14 protein-coding genes are annotated in these 13,985 nt (G+C 68.6%); 3 read left to right on the top strand and 11 right to left on the bottom strand.

The genetic code is table 11. The features are described 5' to 3' along the window. Positions 1-10: 10 nt before the first annotated feature. A complete protein-coding gene (locus J5V96_RS05005; RefSeq protein ID WP_208501175.1) occupies positions 11-1,333 on the top strand; it encodes a uracil-xanthine permease family protein in 1,323 nt (440 codons plus the stop codon). Between the two features lie 154 nt (positions 1,334-1,487). On the opposite strand, the gene J5V96_RS17445 is transcribed toward J5V96_RS05005, so the two are convergent. The 3 genes from J5V96_RS17445 to J5V96_RS04990 form a co-directional block, all read right to left on the bottom strand. Beyond that, positions 1,488-1,601: an LAVTG motif-containing sortase-dependent surface protein gene (locus tag J5V96_RS17445; RefSeq protein ID WP_208501174.1), complete on the bottom strand. Its 114-nt coding sequence runs from the start codon at positions 1,599-1,601 to the stop codon at positions 1,488-1,490. A gap of 5 nt (positions 1,602-1,606) precedes the next feature. Next, positions 1,607-2,167, bottom strand: coding sequence for a fibronectin type III domain-containing protein (locus J5V96_RS04995; RefSeq protein ID WP_208501172.1), 561 nt, complete (start codon positions 2,165-2,167; stop codon positions 1,607-1,609). A gap of 129 nt (positions 2,168-2,296) precedes the next feature. Beyond that, positions 2,297-4,273, bottom strand: coding sequence for a S8 family peptidase (locus tag J5V96_RS04990; protein WP_236014575.1), 1,977 nt, complete (start codon positions 4,271-4,273; stop codon positions 2,297-2,299). A gap of 251 nt (positions 4,274-4,524) precedes the next feature. On the opposite strand from J5V96_RS04990, the gene J5V96_RS04985 reads away from it, so the two are divergent. Then, positions 4,525-4,881, top strand: coding sequence for an iron chaperone (locus J5V96_RS04985; RefSeq protein WP_208501168.1), 357 nt, complete (start codon positions 4,525-4,527; stop codon positions 4,879-4,881). A gap of 124 nt (positions 4,882-5,005) precedes the next feature. On the opposite strand, the gene J5V96_RS04980 is transcribed toward J5V96_RS04985, so the two are convergent. From J5V96_RS04980 to J5V96_RS04945, 8 genes are all read right to left on the bottom strand, one after another. Further along, complete coding sequence (locus J5V96_RS04980; protein WP_208501166.1) at positions 5,006-5,380, bottom strand: VOC family protein; 375 nt, start codon at positions 5,378-5,380, stop codon at positions 5,006-5,008. A gap of 472 nt (positions 5,381-5,852) precedes the next feature. Continuing rightward, positions 5,853-6,284, bottom strand: coding sequence for a GNAT family N-acetyltransferase (locus tag J5V96_RS17200; RefSeq protein WP_208501164.1), 432 nt, complete (start codon positions 6,282-6,284; stop codon positions 5,853-5,855). Between the two features lie 116 nt (positions 6,285-6,400). Next, complete coding sequence (locus J5V96_RS04970) at positions 6,401-6,781, bottom strand: PLD nuclease N-terminal domain-containing protein (protein ID WP_208501162.1); 381 nt, start codon at positions 6,779-6,781, stop codon at positions 6,401-6,403. A gap of 44 nt (positions 6,782-6,825) precedes the next feature. Continuing rightward, positions 6,826-7,857 carry a LacI family DNA-binding transcriptional regulator gene (locus J5V96_RS04965; RefSeq protein WP_208501160.1) on the bottom strand — a complete coding sequence of 344 codons (1,032 nt, stop codon included), beginning with the start codon at positions 7,855-7,857 and terminating at the stop codon, positions 6,826-6,828. Positions 7,858-7,870: 13 nt separating this feature from the next. After that, positions 7,871-9,307, bottom strand: coding sequence for a GH1 family beta-glucosidase (locus J5V96_RS04960; protein WP_208501158.1), 1,437 nt, complete (start codon positions 9,305-9,307; stop codon positions 7,871-7,873). A 60-nt stretch (positions 9,308-9,367) separates the two neighbouring features. After that, entirely contained in the window at positions 9,368-10,246 is an 879-nt protein-coding gene (locus tag J5V96_RS04955; protein WP_208502356.1) for a carbohydrate ABC transporter permease, read from the bottom strand. A 26-nt stretch (positions 10,247-10,272) separates the two neighbouring features. Further along, positions 10,273-11,304, bottom strand: coding sequence for a carbohydrate ABC transporter permease (locus J5V96_RS04950; protein ID WP_208501157.1), 1,032 nt, complete (start codon positions 11,302-11,304; stop codon positions 10,273-10,275). A 124-nt stretch (positions 11,305-11,428) separates the two neighbouring features. Continuing rightward, the gene (locus J5V96_RS04945; RefSeq protein ID WP_307793527.1) at positions 11,429-12,757 is read right to left on the bottom strand and encodes an ABC transporter substrate-binding protein; all 1,329 of its coding nucleotides are present in this window, start codon (positions 12,755-12,757) and stop codon (positions 11,429-11,431) included. Between the two features lie 208 nt (positions 12,758-12,965). On the opposite strand from J5V96_RS04945, the gene J5V96_RS04940 reads away from it, so the two are divergent. Continuing rightward, entirely contained in the window at positions 12,966-13,937 is a 972-nt protein-coding gene (locus tag J5V96_RS04940) for a Gfo/Idh/MocA family protein (protein ID WP_208501155.1), read from the top strand. Positions 13,938-13,985: the final 48 nt, after the last annotated feature.

The following is a 13,985-nucleotide window of genomic DNA, read 5'->3' as shown; positions in this document are numbered from 1 at the left end:
AAGGAGACCCATGGCCCTGTGGACCCTGCACGGCAACGGCCGCACCGTCGAGCCCGGCGCCGTCGTCGGCCCCGCCGAGCGGCTTAACTGGCCCGCCACGATCGCGATGGGCGTGCAGCACGTCGTCGCGATGTTCGGCGCCACGTTCCTCGTGCCGACGATCACCGGCTTCCCGGTGTCGACCACGCTGCTGTTCAGCGGTCTCGGCACCCTGCTCTTCCTGCTCATCACGAAGAACCGCCTGCCCAGCTACCTGGGATCGTCGTTCGCGTTCATCGCACCGGTCACCGCCGCCACCGCGTCGGCCGGGATGGGGTCGGCGCTCGCGGGCATCGTCGCGGTCGGCGTGCTGCTGGCGATCGTCGGCTTCGTCGTGCAGTTCGTCGGCGTGCAGTGGGTCGACCGGTTCATGCCGCCCGTCGTCGCAGGCGCCATCGTCGCGCTGATCGGCTTCAACCTCGCGCCCGTCGCCTGGGACAGCTTCTCCGCCGCGCCCCTCACCGCCACGGTGACGCTTGCGGTGGTCATCCTGTTCGCGGTGCTGTTCAAGGGCTTCCTCGGCCGCATCTCGATCTTCCTCGGCGTGATCGTCGGCTATGTCTTCGCGGCGATCATCGGCGAGCTCGACTTCTCGGCCGTCGGCGAGGCGGCATGGATCGGTCTGCCGACGTTCCACGTCCCCGACTTCGCGTCCGCGGGCACCTGGTCGGCGATCGGCATGTTCCTGCCCGTGGTGCTCGTGCTGGTCGCCGAGAACGTCGGCCACGTGCGCGGCGTCGCCACGATGACCGACGCCTCGGTCAACCAGCACACGGGCCGCGCGCTCATCGCCGACGGCGCCGCGACGACCCTCGCGGGCCTCGGCGGCGGATCGGGCACCACCACCTACGGCGAGAACATCGGCGTGATGGCCGCGACGCGCGTGTACTCCACCGCGGTGTACTGGGTGGCGGGCCTCGCGGCCATCCTGCTCGCGTTCTCGCCCAAGATCGGTGCGGTCTTCAACTCGATCCCGGCGGGTGTGCTCGGCGGCGTGACCACCGCGCTCTACGGCCTCATCGGCATCATCGGCATCAAGATCTGGGTCGACAACCGTGTCGACTTCTCGCGCCCGGTCAACCAGTACACGGCCGCCGTGGCCCTTGTCATCGGCATCGCGGGCTTCACGATGAAGATCGAGGGCTTCGAGTTCGGCGGCATCGTGCTCGGCACGGTCGCGGCGCTGGTCATCTACCACGTGGGCAACCTCATCGCCCGCGCACGCAAGACCGGCGCCGACGACGGCGGCCCGATCCCGGCGGTCGGTCAGCTCGGCGGCGACCCGCAGGACTGATCCGCGACGCGGCCGCCGACCGGCGACCGCGGGCGTCCCGAAAGGGCGCCCGGCTTCGGCCGGGCGCCCTTTCGCGCATCCGGTGCACACGTCAGGATGTGCGTGTTGGCCCGCGACATGGTGGTGGTGCGGTGCCCACGGGGTGCGCGTGTGTTCAGTTGGAGGTCTGGCGTCGCCGGAGGGTGGCCAGGCTGAAGGCTCCGACTGCGACGAGGAGTGCTCCGGCGCCGATGAGTGAAGTGGAGATCTCACCGCCGGTCTGCGCCATTGGCGTCACTCAGCAGTGCCCGCCGCATCACCGGCCGTATACGCGACCGCCATGCTGGAGATCTCTTCTTCGTGACGGCCGCCCAGCGTCCACTCGGTGACCTCCGCCGACGTACGAGAGCCATCGGCGCAGACGACATAGATCGTGGTCGTCGTCTGCGAGCCGGAGGCAAGGCTCGTGACCGTGTAGCTCCGTTGATCGGCCGGCATCACGACGCTGTAGTCAATACCGCTACCCGGTTCCTCGACTCTCACGTGATCGTAGATCGCGCCTTCGGGGAGGGACCACTCGACCGTGATCGTGTTCTGGGTGATGTCGGATGCCCATGCGGCGGGCTGCGGGCACACAGCGACCGCTTCCGGATGGTCGGTCGCGCCGCTGGCACCTGCCGTGGCGGATGCCCCATCATCACCGGGGATGTCGGATGCCGTGCCTTCACTCTTGGCGGTGGCTCCGGTGGCTGCGCCTTCGCCGGAGGCGGTGCCTTCGACGTGTGTGGGGGCGTCGCGGTCGGCTTTCGCGTCGGTGTCGGCGGCGAGGGCGGAGCAGGCGCTGAGGATGCTCACGCTGGTACCAAGGGCGAGGGCGAGGATGCTGGCTGTCGTGCGGCCGCGCCGGTGCGGTCTTGTCAGTGAACGGCGCGGCGTTGTCATTATTTGGTGCCTCATTTCGTTTCAGTGCGGTGGTGCGGGGTATCAGTCGGCGCGCGCGGCCAGCAGCAGCCGCACACCGGTCACCCACCTGTAAGCGGTGGCGGCCATATTGTGGTTCAGGGTGCCGTCGGGCTTCATCGGGATAGTCACCTGGTTGCCATTGGAGGGAACCGAGTACCAGGCGTAGGGAGCAGGCTTCCCCTCGCTCAACGCCCAGTCGGCGACGATCGTCGCCTGCGTCCTCCCCGCGAAGTAGCTCACCGTGGTGATCGCACGGGGGGTCGCCTGGAAGGGCGCTGACGGGTCGCGGGTACCGAGGTAGGCACGGGGCATCCCGCTGGTCGCATCAGCGACGATGAGGTCGGGCATCGTGTCGGCGTTGATATCGGCGACGCTCATGAGCTTGCTGTTCACGGACGCATCGGCCGGGAGCACATCGAGGGGATCGGTGAGCGAATCGGTCTGGTCGAGGCGCACACGCAGTTCGAGCGCACCGTTCGTGCGTTGCAGGATGAGCCCCGTACCTGTGCCGACAGTCGACAAGCCGCGCACGTAGGTGCCGCCGACGATGTCGGCGCCCACCCCGGTTGCGATGGTCGTGCCGGCATCGAGCTTCTTCGTGGCCGGGTCGTAGGCGTAGTACTTCAGATCGAGATTCGATCCGCTGGCCACAGAAGCGATGAACCCGTTGCTGCTCGGCACCCGATAATCGAACACCGGCACCGTGATGGCATGTCCCGTCCACGACTGCGAGACCGTGGTCGGCGCTGACCCGTCGACCGTGGAGTCGTCTTTCACCGAGAACAGCATCAACGTGGCCTCCTTATTGGCCGCGAGGAGCGGCAGGTCGGTGCGCGAGTCGCCGGTGAAATCCCAGACGGGCCGGGTATCGCGGTCTGCCACAGCGCCCGCCAACCACATCCGCGGCATCACGACGACGGCGTTGCCCGGACGAGTATCGGCGACGTTCACACCGGTCCGGCGCAGCAGCGCGGTCAACTCATCGACAGACTTATCTGGAAACCGCTGCCGCAACACCGCGAACGCCCCCGCGACTTGCGGGGACGCGAACGATGTACCCGTGACCGGCGAGAAGTTGTTCTCGTGCTTCGTCTCCGTCGGCGTCCGGTACGACCACGCCGTCCACAGCTGATTGCCCGTCTCCGTGTTCCCCACCGGCGCCAGAAGCTGTACCCGCGCCGACGCGTTCGACGGGGCATAATCGTCCGTGAGAGTGTTCATATCCGACACGTTCGTCGAACCCACAGCGATCGCCGCGGGAGCACACGCCCACTTCCCGGTCGCGGCGGAAAACCCTTGGTTCCCCGCCGCGACGGTCACCGCGATGTTCTTCTCCTTCAACTCGGCGGCCAAGGTCGCGAACTTCACTGGGGGGCACGGTTCCGTATCCGCGATCTTCACCGAGTCAAACGCCGCGGAAATGTTCACCGCCGCGATCGAGTACTTCTTCGACAACACATCCCGCACATACTCCAGCGCCGCGTAGATGCCCACCACGCTCCAGTCGACGCTCGTGCCGACTTTCAGCAACGCCAACGACGCCCCCGACGCCACCCCCGCAACCGTGCCGATCTCCCCGCCCCGCTCCATGGGCGATCCCGCCGCGACCCCCGCCACCGCCGAGCCGTGTGTGGCATTGCACACCACCCCATTCGCGTCCACACAATCCACGTTGTAGCGAGACGTCCCCGGGCCGGACTCGAACCGCACGCTCGGATCGGCACTCCACGGCCCCGACGACGCACTGCACGTCGAATCGGAGAACACCAACGGCTCCGCGAACTTCCCGAAACACGCCTCTTCGACCACGCGGGAAGCGAACATGCGATGAGAGGGATTGAACGCCCCGTCGATGATCACCACCATCTGACCCTCACCGGTCAGGGTGGACTGATCAACCGATGCGAAACCAGACGGCAGCCCTCCAAGATTCTCCGGCGCAGAACCACCCGACGCAGCCACCGCCGCCTGTGTGCTCGTGAGCACCGCAGCGAACATCGCTGCCACCCCCAACGCCGCCAAACCCCGACGCCACACCCGCATATCCACTCCTCCATCGGAACCGCGGCTCACTCAACCAGCACGCGCCGCGCGAAACGGCCAACTCAGTACCGGCGAAGGAAGACTCAGTGCCAGAGCCCGCGAACAACAGCGTGGTGATTTCGAAGGGCTAGTTGCGCAGCACACAGGGCGCCCGGCTTCGGCCGGGCGCCCTTTCGCGTATTCGGTGCACACGTCAGGATGTGCGCATGGGCCCCGTCACCGAATCCCTCGCCGCGCTCGACGAGCCCGTGCGATCCTGTTTCGCCACGATGCACGCGCGCCTGCACGAGCTCGTGCCGCACGACATCACAGAAGGACTCAGCTACGGCATGCCCGCCTTCCTCTACCGCGGCAAGGGCATCCTCTCGACCGTGCAGACGAAGACGCACCTCTCGCTGTTCCCGTACTCCGGGTCCGTCGTCGAGCAGGTCGCGCCGGATCTGCCCGGCTTCTCGCTCTCGAAGGGCACGATCCGCTTCTCACTGGATCACCCGATCCCGCCCGCCGTGCTCGACCGCGTCATCGAACTGCGCCGCGCCGAGATCGAGGCGAAGCTCGGCTGAGCCGACGCAGCCGGACACTCCTGGTCAAGACCCGCCGCACCCGCACCACCCCGCACGGCGTTTCGTGACCACGAACCGCCCGGCGCGCCACCTGCACGGCGTTTTCGTGCGAGCGTGGCGCGGGTCAGAGGTACGGCCGAGTGATCAGCTCGAGATAGTGGCCCGAGGGATCGAGAAGATAGACCCCTCGGCCGCCGTGCTCGTGGTTGATCTCTCCCGCCCGGGAACGCTGAGGGTCTGCCCAGTGATCCCAGCCGTGATCGGTGATCTTGGCGTAAGCACGGTCGAAGTGAGCATCATCGAGGAGATATGCGTAGTGCTGCGGCGGGAACTCCATCGGCGGAGCTGCGAACTGCAGCAGGACGCCACCGGCGATCTGCAGGTTGACGAACGGGCCCCAAGCGGGCGCGTCGTCGGCTTCGAGCAGATCACGATAGAACGCCGCCATCTCGGCAGCGTCGACCGAGGCGATGATCGTGTGGTTGAAGTGTGCGGTCATGATTCTCCTTGTGTTGTGTAAGTGAGTTCGGGTCACTCACACACGGAGGAGCGCGGATCAGCGCACGACCAGATCGCCGTTCCGGGAACGGCCGGTGTCGGCCTGGCTGGTCATCATCCTCCCGAGGATACCGGGCCGGAGGCCGCCGTTACCGGTCAAGACCCGCCGCACCAGCACCACCCCGCGCGGCGTTTCGCGACCACGAGCCCCCGCCCGCGAATCAGGCCGACCCCTACTGGTCAAGGCCCGCCGCACCAGCACCACCCCGCGCGGCGTTTCACGACCACAAGCCGCCCGCCCGGCGGATCAGGCCGGTCCCACAGGTCAAGACCCGCCGCACCAACGCCACCCCGCACGGCGTTTCGCGACCACGAGCCCCCGCAGCACCACCCCGCACGGCGTTTCGCGACCACGAGCGCCCGCAGCGCCACCCCGCACGGCGTTTCGCGACCACGAGCCGCCCGCCGGCGGGTCAAGCGGGGCGCGCGTCGGGGCGCCAGCGCACCAGTGTGTTCTCCGGCGCCGCGACGGGCGCCCAGTCGTGCCGCCCGTAGAGGGTGTGCGCGTCGTTCGTGACGAGCAGCGTGCGCTTGAGGCCGAGGCGGTCGATCTCGGCGACGATGCCCTCGACGAGGATCTTGCCCAGCCCGCGGCCCCGATGATCCGGATCGACGATCACGTCGGCCAGCCAGCCGAACGTCGCGCCGTCGGTCACCAGGCGCGCGAAGGCCACCTGCCGACCGGTCGCGGTGTCGTACATGCCGAAGCAGCGCGATCCGGCGTTCGCGGCGTCCTGCACCGCGCGCGAGCGATCCTGCGCCCAGTAGGAGTGCTGCTGCAGCGTCGAATGGATCCAGTCGCCGTCGAGACGCTGGGGGTCGGCGGAGAACTCGTACGCGGTCACATCCCGATCCTGCCGCCTGGGCGGGCGATCCGCGCGGGCCAATCCCCACCCCGCGGCCCGATGCGGCCACCGGAGAGAACCCCGGGCCGGCCCGGCCGCCGGCGCGTCCGTGCGGGTTACTCGCCGCGCTCGGCGCGGCGACGCGCGAGCTCGGCGCGCAGGCGATCGGCTTCGATCTCGCGCTCGAGGTCGGCGAGCTGCTGCTCGGTGCTGCGCAGGTCTCGGACATCGCGCGGCGCGCGATCGTCGACGATCCGGATCCCTCCGGTGGCGGCCGACGGCGCCGCACCCCTCCAGCCGTGGTCGCGCGGCTCGCGCGCGGGCCACTCTCGTCCGACGGTCCACCAGAGCACCCCGCCCAGCACGGGGATGAGGATCGCGAGGATCACCCAGACGAGCTTCGGCAGGTGGTTCACCTGGTCGTCGCGCTTGGTGATGATGTCGATGAGCGTGAGCACCGAGAAGGCGAACACCGCGAACGAGATGACGTACGGCATGCCGTCACGTTAGCGCCCGCGACGGGCCCCGGAACAGCCCCGGATCAGGCGGTCTCGCGGATGACCAGCTCGGAGTGCAGGATCGTCGCCTGCGGCGGATCTTGACCTGCGAGGCGCGCGAGCAGCACCTCGGTCATGCGCTCGCCCTGCTCGCGCGAGGGCTGGCGCACGGTGGTGAGCCTCGGGGCGATCTCGATGGCCGCGGGCGAGTCGTCGAAGCCGATGACGGCGATCTCGTCGGGCACGCGCACGCCGCGAGCCTGGAGCACGCCGAGGGCACCCCGGGCCATGAGGTCGGAGGCGACGAAGACCGCATCGGGGCGGTCGCCCGAGGCCAGGATGCGCACCATCGCGGCGGCACCGCCCTCGATCGTGAAGTCGCCGTTCTCGACGTGCGACGGGGCGAGCCCCGCGCCCGCGAGCGCGTCGCGGAAGCCCTGGAGGCGGTCATCCGACACCGTCATGTCGAGCGGGCCCGTGATCGTCGCGATGCGCCGGTGACCGCGGTTCAGCAGGTGGCGCGTGGCGATGCGCCCGCCCTCGATGTTGTCGACGTCGACGAACCAGTAGTCGTCGCCGTAGGGCGGCACGGGGCGCCCGCCGAACACGACGGGCATGGTGCGGTGGATGCGCTCGAGGAAGGTGTTCGACGCGTGGTGCGAGACGATGAGCGCGCCATCGACGTTGCCGCCGGTGAGGTAGTTCGTCGTCTTGTCGCCCGGATCGCCCGAGGCGATGAAGAGGTTGAGGATGTAGTCGGACGACGCCAGTCGCCCGTTCACTCCGCCCACGATCGAGGCGAAGAACGGGTCGCCGAAGAAGCGCGTGGTGTCCTCGGGCACAACGAGCGCGATGGCGAGGGTCTGGCGCGAGGCGAGCGAGCGAGCCGCGCGGTTGGGCACGTAGTCGAGCTCGGCGATGGCTCGCCGAACCGACTCGAGCGCCGCGGGGCTCACCCGCTCGCCACCGCCCAGCACACGCGAGACGGTCGATCGGGACACGCCGGCGCGAGCCGCGACCTCCTCGATCGTGGCCGCGCCCGCTCCCCGTGGGGCGGTGGTGCTGGACAGTGACATCGGTACCAGGGTCTCAGACGGCGCTGGGAGCGTCAGCCGAGCGCGCCGCGATGATGCGCGCGTACTCCTTGCCGGAGTCCTTGATGGTGCGCACCTGGGTGTCGTAGTCGACGCGCACGATGCCGAAGCGCTTGGCGTAGCCCCAGGCCCACTCGTAGTTGTCGAGCAGCGACCAGTAGAAGTATCCGCGCACGTCGGTGCCGGCCTCGATCGCGTCGAGCACGGCCGCGACGTGGCCGCGCACGAACTGCGCGCGCTCCTCGTCGTGCACCTCGCCGTCCACGACCTCGTCGGTGTAGGACGCACCGTTCTCGGTGACGTAGAGCGGGGTGCCGGCGGCCTCGGCGTAGTCCCGCCAGACGCGGTTCAGCAGGTTCGTGAGGCCGGGGAAGTCGACCTCCCAGTTCATGTTCGTGCGCTTGTAGCCGCGCTCGGCCCAGTGCACACCCTCCATGGCGGGGAACGGCGAGCGCTTCGGTCGCGAGGACGGGGCCTCGCCCTTGGGGGCCGGGTTCTCGGGCACGGATCCGGTGACGAACTCGCCGTGGTAGTAGTTCACGCCGAGGAAGTCGAGCTTCGTGCTCACGACCTCGAGGTCGCCCGGCTGCACCGCCGCGAGGAAGCCGTCGACGGCGTCCGCGTCGACGCCGCGGATGTCGTCGATCACGTCGGCGGGGTACTCACCGCGGAAGATCGGATCGAGGAACCAGCGGTTGAACTGGCCGTCGACCTTGCGGGCGGCGTTGACGTCGGCCGGATCCTCGGGGTTCACGGGCTCGCCGTTGGTGAGGTTCAGCGTGATGCCGAAGTCGAGGCTCTCGTCGCGGGCGCGCAGCTCCTGCACGGTGCGGCCGTGCGACAGCAGCAGGTGGTGCGAGGCGAGCAGGCCGTCGAGGATGCTCTGGCGACCCGGGGCGTGCTCACCGCCCGTGTAGGAGAGGAACGACGAGCACCACGGCTCGTTGTGCGTCGTCCACTTGGTGACGCGGTCGCCGAGGGCGTCGTGCACCGACAGCGCGTACTCGACGAAGCGGTCGACGGTGTCGCGCGACGTCCAGCCGCCCTTCTCCTCGAGCGCCTGCGGCATGTCCCAGTGGTGCAGCGTCAGCCACGGCAGGATGCCGGCCTCGAGCAGCTCGTCGACGAGACGGCTGTAGAAGTCGATGCCCTTCTGATTCACGGGGCCGCCGTCGGGGCGCACCCGCGACCACGAGGTGGAGAAGCGGTAGGTCTGCAGACCCAGCTCCTTCATGATCTTCACGTCGTCCGCGTAGCGGTGGTAGTGATCCGTGGCCACATCGCCGTTGTCGGCGTTGATGACGGCGCCGTCGAGGCGGCTGAAGTGGTCCCAGATGGAGGCGGTGCGGCCGTCCTCGAAGGCGGCGCCCTCGATCTGGTAGGCGGCTGTGGCCGCGCCGAAGAGGAACTCGTCAGGGAAGGTGCGAGGCATGGTTGTCCTTAAGGATTGCGCAGGCTGTGCGCAGAGACTAGTTCGGGAAGCGCTTCCGGGTCAGCCCTTGACGGCGCCGGCCATGATGCCGGACACCAGCTGCTTGCCGGCGACCACGAACAGGATGAGCAGCGGGATGGTCGCGAGCACCGCGCCGGCGAGCACGATCGAGTAGTCGATGTAGTAGCCGGACTGCAGCTGGCTGAGCGCCGTCTGCAGGGTGGGGTTGGTCGCATCCAGCACGATCATCGGCCAGAGGAAGTCGGTCCAGGCGGTCATGAAGGTGAACAGACCGAGGATCGCCATGGCCGGGCGGGCCGCGGGCAGACCGACCGTGAGGAAGGTGCGGATCTGGTTGGCGCCGTCCATGCGGGCCGCCTCGATCAGCTCGTCGGGGATGACGTCGACGAGGTACTGGCGCATGAAGAACACGCCGAAGGCCGTGACGAGCATCGGCACGATGACGGCCCCGATGGTTCCGGTCCAGCCGAGCTCCGCCATGACCATGTACAGCGGGATGATGCCGAGCTGGGTCGGGATCGCCATGGTCAGGATGACACCGACCATCAGACCGTCGCGCCCCTTGAAGCGCAGCTTCGCGAAGGCATAGCCCGCGAGCGTGGCGAAGAAGACGACCGAGATCGTGATGATGGACGACACGACGATCGAGTTCCACAGCGACAGCCAGAACGGGATCGCGTCGAAGACCTTGAGGGCGTTCGCGACGAAGTTGCCGCCGGGGATCAGCGGGAGCGTCTCGCCGACGGTGCGGTTCGAGGTCGAGGCGACGACGAACGACCACCAGATCGGGTAGATCGATCCGATGAGGAACGCCGAGAGCAGGCCGTAGGTGAGGAAGCCGGGGCGGCTGCCGATGCCGGCGACCCCGCCCTTGGCGGCCCTGCGGCGCGTGGCCGGGGCCTCGGACGTCACGGCGATGCGGGTCGAGTCGGAGACCTGGGTGCTCACTGGGCGGCCTCCTTGACGGCGCGGCGGGACTTCTTGGCGGACTTCGGGTCGCCTGCGGCCGCGATGCGGTTCGACAGGAAGAAGTTGATGAGACCGAAGACAATGATCAGCAGGAACAGCAGCCAGGCCACGGCCGAGGCGCGACCGAGGTCGCCGCTCTGGAAGCCGAGCTCCCACATGTAGAGCACGGTGGTCTGGAACTGGCGGTCGGCGCCGCCGATGCCGCCGTTGCTGGTCGGGTCGAGCAGTCGGGGCTCGGCGAAGATCTGCAGACCGCCGATGGTGGCGGTGATGATCACGAAGATGAGGGTGGGGCGGATCGTCGGCAGCGTGATGTTGAAGAAGCGGCGGGCCGATCCGGCGCCGTCGATGGCGGCCGACTCGTACAGCTCGCGCGGCACGGCCTGCATGGCGGCCAGCAGGATCAGCGCGTTGTATCCGGTCCAGCGGAAGTTCACCATGATCGCGATCGCGATGTGGCTCCAGAAGGTGTCGCGCTTCCAGTCGATGTTGTCGATGCCGAAGACCCCGAGCAGGTTGTTGGCCAGGCCGTCACCCGGGTTGAAGATGCTCGAGAAGATGATCGCCACGGCGACGGGGGTCACCACGAACGGGATGAGCACGCTCATCCGCCAGAACGTGGGAGCGCGCAGGCCCTGGTCGAGCAGGTAGGCCACCAGGAGCGCCACCGCGAGCTGCGGGATCGAGGACAGCAGGAAGATGCTGATCGTGTTGAACAGCGAGTTCCAGAAGAACGGCGCCGCCAGCACCTCCACGAAGTTGCCGAAGCCGACGAAGTCGCCCTGACCGCCCAGCAGCTGCCAGTCGAACAGCGAGACGACTGCCGTGTAGATGAGGGGGAAGAGACCGGTGAGGCCGAACAGCAGGAAGAACGGCGCGATGTAGAAGTACGGCGACGCCTTGAGGTCGAATTTCGACAGCTTCTGACGGAAGGTCGGCTTCGGCTTCTCAGACGACGCGACGGCGGCGGCCGGCGCCTCGGGCGGCGCGGTGACGGTGCTGGTCATGGAAGGGATGCGTCCTCGATAGGGGGTCGGGTGATACGGCACGGAACGCTCTCGGGCCGTACCTGGGGGTGCGTGCCGGGGACCGATCCGATCCCCGGCACGCACCGGGTTCCTCAGCGAGGAGTTACTTCACGATCTCCTTGAGGAGACCCAGGGCCTTGTCCCAGGCGGCGTCCGCGTCGCCCTCACCGGTGTCGAGCACCTGCAGGGCCGGACCGAAGACCTTCTCCTGGATCTCGGAGTCCTTCGGACCCTTGAACTGCGCCACAACGCCCTCGGCGCGAGAGGCGAGGATGGCACCGGTCGGCGAGCCGTTGAACCACTCGTTCGGCGTGGCCTCGGAGGCGAGCGTCTCCTGCGCCTCGAGGGTCGAGGGGAAGTTGCCGGCGGCGGCCGACTGCTTCACCTGCTGCTCGGGCTGGGTCAGCCAGTCGGCGAGGGCCGCCGCGGCGTCCTTCTTCTGCGAGGTCTCCGGGATCGACAGCCAGGCGCCGCCCCAGTTGCCGGCACCGCCGGGGAACACGTCGGCGAAGTCCCAGGTCGAGGTCTCCGGCGTCGCGCCGGCCTGCTCGAGCTTGCCCTTCACGTTGCCGAGCATCCAGCCCGGGCAGACCATCGTGGCGAAGGTGCCGTCGACGAACGACTTGCCCTCGTTCCAGTTCCAGGCCTCCTGAGCGGCCGACTGGCCACCCTCGATGGCCGAGGCGAGCAGGTCGAAGTTCTCGCGGAGGTCGGCGTTGTCCTCGATGTTGAGTTCGCCGTCCTTCGTGTAGTAGCCCTCTTCCTGCTGGTTCACGATCGAGTTCCAGACGAAGCCGCCGTGGTCGAACCACGCCTTGCCGCCCGAGGCCTCGACGTACTCCTGGCCCACCTCGAAGTAGTGCGCCCAGTCGCCCTCGAGCTTCTTGGCGACCTCCTCGCGGTCGGTCGGGAAGCCGGCCGCCTCGAAGGCCTCCTTGTTGTAGCAGAGACCCGTCGGGCCGATGTCGGTGCCGTAGCCGAGCACGCGGCCCTCGGCGTCGGTGGCCTGCTCGTACTTCCAGTCGACCCAGTCGGCCCTGCGGTCTTCGATGCCGTAGTCGCGGAGGTCCACGAACATGTCGGACACGTTCATGATCTCGCCGAGCCAGCCCTCCTCGATCGCGACGATGTCGGAGACGCCCTTGCCGCCCGCGCCGAGCTTGGTGACGAGGTCGGTCTTGGCGTTGCCGCCGGTGTCGATGTTCTTCGCCTTGATCGTGACGTTCGGGTGGAGCTCCATGTACTCCTTGTAGAGCTCGTCGTAGCCGAACGTGCCGAACGTGGTGATGGTGAGTTCGACCTTCGCCTCGGGGTCGTACTCGCCACCGGCGTCGCCGCCGCTGGCGGCCGGCGCGCAGGCCGACAGGGCGAGAGCGGACACGGTGCCCGCCGCGGCGATGAAGCCGAGACGACGCATGGTCGTAGCCTTCACAGTTCACTCCTTTGTGGGTGGGGAATCAGGACGCCAGCTGTGGCGTGTCCCTGTGGTGAGAGGGATCCCGGTGATCACGCGTGGGAGCGCTCCCACCAGGCCTGCACGTGAGCATATGGGAGCGCTCCCACGCTCCGCAACTCCGTGATGGATCTGTGATGAACGCCCGGTGAACCGCTCGCCGGTGGCCCCCGCTAGGCTCGCCGACGTGACTGACACGACCACCCGCTGGGGAATCCTCGCGCCCGGATCCATCGCCGAATCCTTCGCCGCCGACCTCGCTCACACGCCGGGGCAGCAGCTGGTGGCCGTCGCGTCGCGCGACGCCGAGCGCGCCGCCGACTTCGCGGCCCGCCACGGCGCGCTGCGCTCGCACGGCTCGTATGACGAGCTCCTCGCCGCGCCGGACATCGACGTGGTCTACATCGCCTCGCCGCACGCGCTGCACCTCGAGCAGGCGACCCGCGCGCTCGAGGCGGGCAAGCACGTGCTGTGCGAGAAGCCGCTCACCCTCGACCGCGCGACCGCCGAGCAGCTGATCGCGACGGCGAGAAAGCAGGGCCGCTTCCTCATGGAGGGCATGTGGATGGCGACCAACCCGGTCATCCGCGACCTCGACGCGCGTCTGAAAGCCGGCGAGTTCGGGGCGGCGCGCCACCTGCACTGCGAGTTCTCGTTCCGCGTCGACGCGGGTCCCGAGCACCGGCTGCTCAATCCCGACCTCGGCGGCGGAGCCCTGCTCGATGTGGGCGTGTACCCGCTGTCGCTCGCCCACATCCTGCTCGGCGAGGCCATCGCTCTCCACGGGGCGGGCGTGCACGACCGCGTCGACCTGAACGTGTCGATCTCGGGCCGCTACCCCGGCGACTCGACCGCCTCGCTCGCCGTGGGCCTCACGCATCCGGCGCCGGTCGCCGCACGGCTGTCGACCACGGAGGGCTGGATCGAGATCGACGACTTCTACGCCCCCACGCACTTCACCTGGGTGCCGAGCGGTGGCGAGCGCGTGCGCTTCGACCCCGCGCAGCCCCTCTACGGCCGCGGCTTCGGCAACGAGGCCGCGCACGTGGCCGAGTGCATCGCCCAGGGACTGCTCGAATCGCCCCTCGTGCCGCACGCGCAGACCCTGACGATCCTGGGCCAGGTCGACCGCCTGCGGGCGGAGGTCGCCGGGGCCTGAGCGGGCGCGACGCGCCGGTAGACTGATGGCGATCCCCGCCCTCGCGAT

The sequence above is a fragment of the Microbacterium stercoris genome (assembly GCF_017592545.1).
Taxonomy (GTDB): Bacteria; Actinomycetota; Actinomycetes; order Actinomycetales; family Microbacteriaceae; genus Microbacterium; species Microbacterium stercoris.
This window is presented reverse-complemented; position numbering and strand designations above follow the sequence as displayed.

Excerpts from the sequence above, each read along its gene's own strand:
- J5V96_RS05005 (WP_208501175.1), top strand. The coding sequence starts at position 11 with ATGGCCCTGTGGACCCTGCACGGCAACGGCCGCACCGTCGAGCCCGGC.
- J5V96_RS17445 (WP_208501174.1), bottom strand. The coding sequence starts at position 1,601 with ATGGCGCAGACCGGCGGTGAGATCTCCACTTCACTCATCGGCGCCGGA.
- J5V96_RS04990 (WP_236014575.1), bottom strand. The coding sequence starts at position 4,273 with ATGTTCGCTGCGGTGCTCACGAGCACACAGGCGGCGGTGGCTGCGTCG.
- J5V96_RS04985 (WP_208501168.1), top strand. The coding sequence starts at position 4,525 with ATGGGCCCCGTCACCGAATCCCTCGCCGCGCTCGACGAGCCCGTGCGA.
- J5V96_RS04980 (WP_208501166.1), bottom strand. The coding sequence starts at position 5,380 with ATGACCGCACACTTCAACCACACGATCATCGCCTCGGTCGACGCTGCC.
- J5V96_RS04970 (WP_208501162.1), bottom strand. The coding sequence starts at position 6,781 with ATGCCGTACGTCATCTCGTTCGCGGTGTTCGCCTTCTCGGTGCTCACG.
- J5V96_RS04965 (WP_208501160.1), bottom strand. The coding sequence starts at position 7,857 with ATGTCACTGTCCAGCACCACCGCCCCACGGGGAGCGGGCGCGGCCACG.
- J5V96_RS04960 (WP_208501158.1), bottom strand. The coding sequence starts at position 9,307 with ATGCCTCGCACCTTCCCTGACGAGTTCCTCTTCGGCGCGGCCACAGCC.
- J5V96_RS04950 (WP_208501157.1), bottom strand. The coding sequence starts at position 11,304 with ATGACCAGCACCGTCACCGCGCCGCCCGAGGCGCCGGCCGCCGCCGTC.